The sequence below is a fragment of the Helicobacter pylori genome (genome assembly GCF_011140715.1).
Classification (GTDB): domain Bacteria; phylum Campylobacterota; class Campylobacteria; order Campylobacterales; family Helicobacteraceae; genus Helicobacter; species Helicobacter pylori_DA.
The window spans coordinates 1-4,111 of record NZ_SFZZ01000065.1; the positions used below are offsets into that span (position 1 = coordinate 1).

The 4,111-nt window shown below is 43.0% G+C and carries 2 rRNA genes; both read right to left on the minus strand.

Annotated elements, in window-relative coordinates:
• Positions 1-131: 131 nt before the first annotated feature.
• Positions 132-249, minus strand: a 5S ribosomal RNA gene (gene rrf / locus EWZ81_RS06590).
• Positions 250-483: 234 nt separating this feature from the next.
• Positions 484-3,370 (minus strand): 23S ribosomal RNA (locus EWZ81_RS06595).
• Positions 3,371-4,111: the final 741 nt, after the last annotated feature.

Below are 4,111 nucleotides of genomic sequence, written 5' to 3' on the forward strand. Positions count from 1 at the left end.
AATAAAACAATAAACCCCCAAACCAAAACAACTAAAAATAAAAAAATGAAAAAAGCAACAGAAAAATAAAACACTGAAATATAATCAATAATGAAATCAGATAAAAAGCAAGACTAAAAAACATTTCCCTATCCCTGCACCGACCTACATTCCCACTCTTGAAAAGAGCAGTATTATCAGCGATGAAGAGCTTGACTTCCAGGTTCGGAATGGTTAACTGGGTAGTTCCTCTTCTCTAAAGGCACAAGGAAAAGGGAGCTAAAGATAAATCGCATTTACCCTTAACTCCCCTTTCTCTTTATAGGGAGCTGTTTTTAACAAAGAAGATCGTTAATAGCCTTTAACTTTAAATCATTGAGAGAGTATCTCATTCTACTTAAAATTTATAATATAAAAGTCTTTATAAAACTCCAACTCTCTTACACTCAGTAAGGCAGTGGTAACTTATCCATGCTCTATTGCCGTTATCTTATACAAAAAGCAAAAAACAAGCCAAACGCTCTATTAGTAGTAGTCAGCTAAACGCATTACTGCGCTCACACATCTACCCTATCAAGCACATAGTCTTTGTGCGAGCTTCAGGGAAAGTTCATCTTGGAGTTGGCTTCCTGCTTAGATGCTTTCAGCAGTTATCACATCCGTGTGTAGCTACCCAGCGATGCTCTTGGCAGAACAACTGGTGCACCAGTGACACGTCCATCCCGGTCCTCTCGTACTAGGGACAGCTCTCCTCAACTTTCCTACGCCCACGGCAGATAGGGACCGAACTGTCTCACGACGTTCTGAACCCAGCTCGCGTACCGCTTTAAATGGCGAACAGCCATACCCTTGGGACCTGCTCCAGCCCCAGGATGCGATGAGCCGACATCGAGGTGCCAAACCTCCCCGTCGATGTGAGCTCTTGGGGGAGATCAGCCTGTTATCCCCGGGGTACCTTTTATCCTTTGAGCGATGGCCCTTCCACACAGAACCACCGGATCACTATGACCGACTTTCGTCTCTGCTTGACTTGTATGTCTTACAGTCAGGCTGGCTTGTGCCATTACACTCAACTTGCGATTTCCAACCGCAATGAGCCAACCTTTGCAAGCCTCCGTTACTTTTTAGGAGGCGACCGCCCCAGTCAAACTACCCACCAAGCATTGTCCTGCCTGTGGATAACACAGGCCAGTTAGCTAACAGAAACATCAAGGGTGGTATCTCAAGGATGGCTCCATAAGAGCCAAAGCCCTTACTTCAAAGCCTCCCACCTATCCTGCGCATGATATTCCCATTAGCAGTGCTAAGTTGTAGTAAAGGTCCACGGGGTCTTTCCGTCTTGCCGCGGGTAGGAGGAATTTTCACCTCCACTACAATTTCACTGAATCTCTGGTTGAGACAGCTCCCATCTCGTTACGCCATTCATGCAGGTCGGTATTTAACCGACAAGGAATTTCGCTACCTTAGGACCGTTATAGTTACGGCCGCCGTTTACTCGGGCTTCAATTCAACGCTTCATCTTGCGACTGACGCATCCTCTTAACCTTCGAGCACCGGGCAGGCGTCACACCTTATACTTCCTCTTACGAGTTGGCAAAGTGCTGTGTTTTTGGTAAACAGTCGGGAGGGACTCTTTGCTGAGACCACATCGCTGTGGCACACCTTATCGCGAACTTACGGTGCTAGTTTGCAGAGTTCCTTAACCAGAGTTCTTTCACGCGCCTTAGAATACTCATCTCATCTACCTGTGTCGGTTTGCGGTACGGACGACTATGGATATGCTTAGAGGCTTTTCTTGGCACGACGGTATCAGCGATTCTCCCTTTGTCCTAAAAGGACTCAAAGAGCCTGTTTGGGTTTCAAATACAGAGGTGGATTTGCCTTCCCTCCAATCTACGCCCTTAGACTAGCGCTTCCATCAGCTAGCTCGCTTAACCCTATGCGTCCCCCCATCACGCTCCATAGTCGGTATTGGAATATTAACCAATTTGCCATCACCTACCCCTTTCGGACTCGGCTTAGGACCCGACTAACCCTACGATGACGACCATCGCGTAGGAAACCTTAGATTTACGGCGGATACAATTCTCATATATCTTATCGTTACTCATTCCTGCATGCTCACTTCATACCGCTCCAGCACTCCTTACCGGTATACCTTCAACGCTGGTATGAACGCTCTTCTACCACTGTGTTTAACACAATCTACAAATTCGGTGTCTATCTTAGCCCCGTTATATTTTCAGCGCATGACCACTAGACCAGTGAGCTGTTACGCTTTCTTTAAAGGATGGCTGCTTCTAAGCCAACCTCCTGGTTGTTTGAGTAGCCACACATCTTTTTCCACTCAGAATAGAACTTAGGGACCTTATTTGGTAGTCTGGGTTGTTCCCCTTTTGACGATTGATTTTATCACCCACCGCCTGACTCCCAAGATACGATAAAAGGTATTCGAAGTTTGATAGGGTTTGGTACCGCGGCGAGCAGCCCTAGCCCAATCAGAGCTCTACCCCCTTTTATTATCACTTGAGGCTATACCTAAATATATTTCGAAGAGAACCAGCTATCACTAAGTTTGTTTGGCCTTTCACCCCTATCCACAGCTCATCCCAACCCGTTTCAATGGGTACGAGTTCAGTCCTCCACGCGCTATTACACGCGTTTCAACTTGGCCATGGATAGATCACTTAGCTTCGGGTCTGCAGCATCTGACTTGTTCGCCCTATTAAGACTCGCTTTCGCTACGGCTTCGCATTCGCTTAACCTTGCCAGATACCACAACTCGCAGGATCATTATGCAAAAGGCAGTCCATCACCCTGATAAATCATAGGGCTCTGAATGATTGTAAGCAGATGGTTTCAGGTTCTATTTCACTCCGCTCACTGCGGTTCTTTTCACCTTTCCCTCACGGTACTTGTTCGCTATCGCTCAAAGAGTAGTATTTAGGGTTGGAGAGTGGTCTCCCCGGCTTCAACCTGGATTTCTCGTGTCCTGGCCTACTCTGGATACTGCTACCTAAGAACGCCTTGTCGCATACAAGGCTATCACTTTCTATGGCTTACCTTTCCAGGTAACTCTGCTAAAGCGTTCTCTTGGATGTTGCAGTCCTCAACCCCGAATGCAAGCACTCGGTTTGCCCTTTTCCCCGTTCGCTCGCCACTACTTAGGGAATCTCGTTGATTTCTTTTCCTCTAGTTACTGAGATGTTTCACTTCACTAGGTTCGCTCTCTATTAAAGAGTAACTAATATCTCTATTAGTTGGGTTGCCCCATTCGGACATCTACGCATCAAAGCTCCTTGACAGCTCCGCATAGCTTATCGCAGTCTAGTACGTCCTTCATCGCCTCTCTTTGGCAAGGCATCCGCCATCTGCTCTTAAAAGCTTGTTTTAAATTTTAAAATATCCTTTAAAACCCGCCCTTTTATAATGAATAACGACAATTGCACGAATATTCTTCAGCACTACCACTGCCTTAATGAATATAAGACAGAGTTATTGTAGTTTTACTTTACTTTTACATAGGCTATTAACAATATTAAATCAAATAACTTCGTTTTTCTTTAAAAACCCGCTATAATCGCTCTTAATGTTAAACCCTTTAAAGAAGACTAACAATGCTTGATCCCTAATCTTTTTTAATCGCCAAGTTTTATCAGCTAAGGAGCTTTTTATTGTTGAAAGCTTTTAGCTTTTATAATAATTTAACTTGAACTTGTTTAAAAGCTTTTTAAGCTTTTATGGCTTGTTTGAGTTGTTTCAAATTAAAGAACTTTTTAAAGCTTGTCTTTAAAAACGAAATGTAATTATAGACATGCAATGCTTAAATTTTGCTTAAAGTTTTTAGAATTTGAAAGAAATGGATAAAAGCGGTTTGGAATGATTGGAAGGGGGGGTGGAATAAAGCTTTAAATCAATAAAGCTTTAATAAAATAAAGCTTTAATAAAATAAAGCTTTGAATCAATAGAGCTTTGAATAAATTAAGATAAAACGCATCGCAAAATAAAACATTTCAACATTTCATAAGATAAAAAGATAAAACGCATCGCAAAATAAAACATGTCATCAAATAAAACATTTCGTAAGATAAAACATTTCAACATTTCATAAGATAAAAAGATAAAACGCATC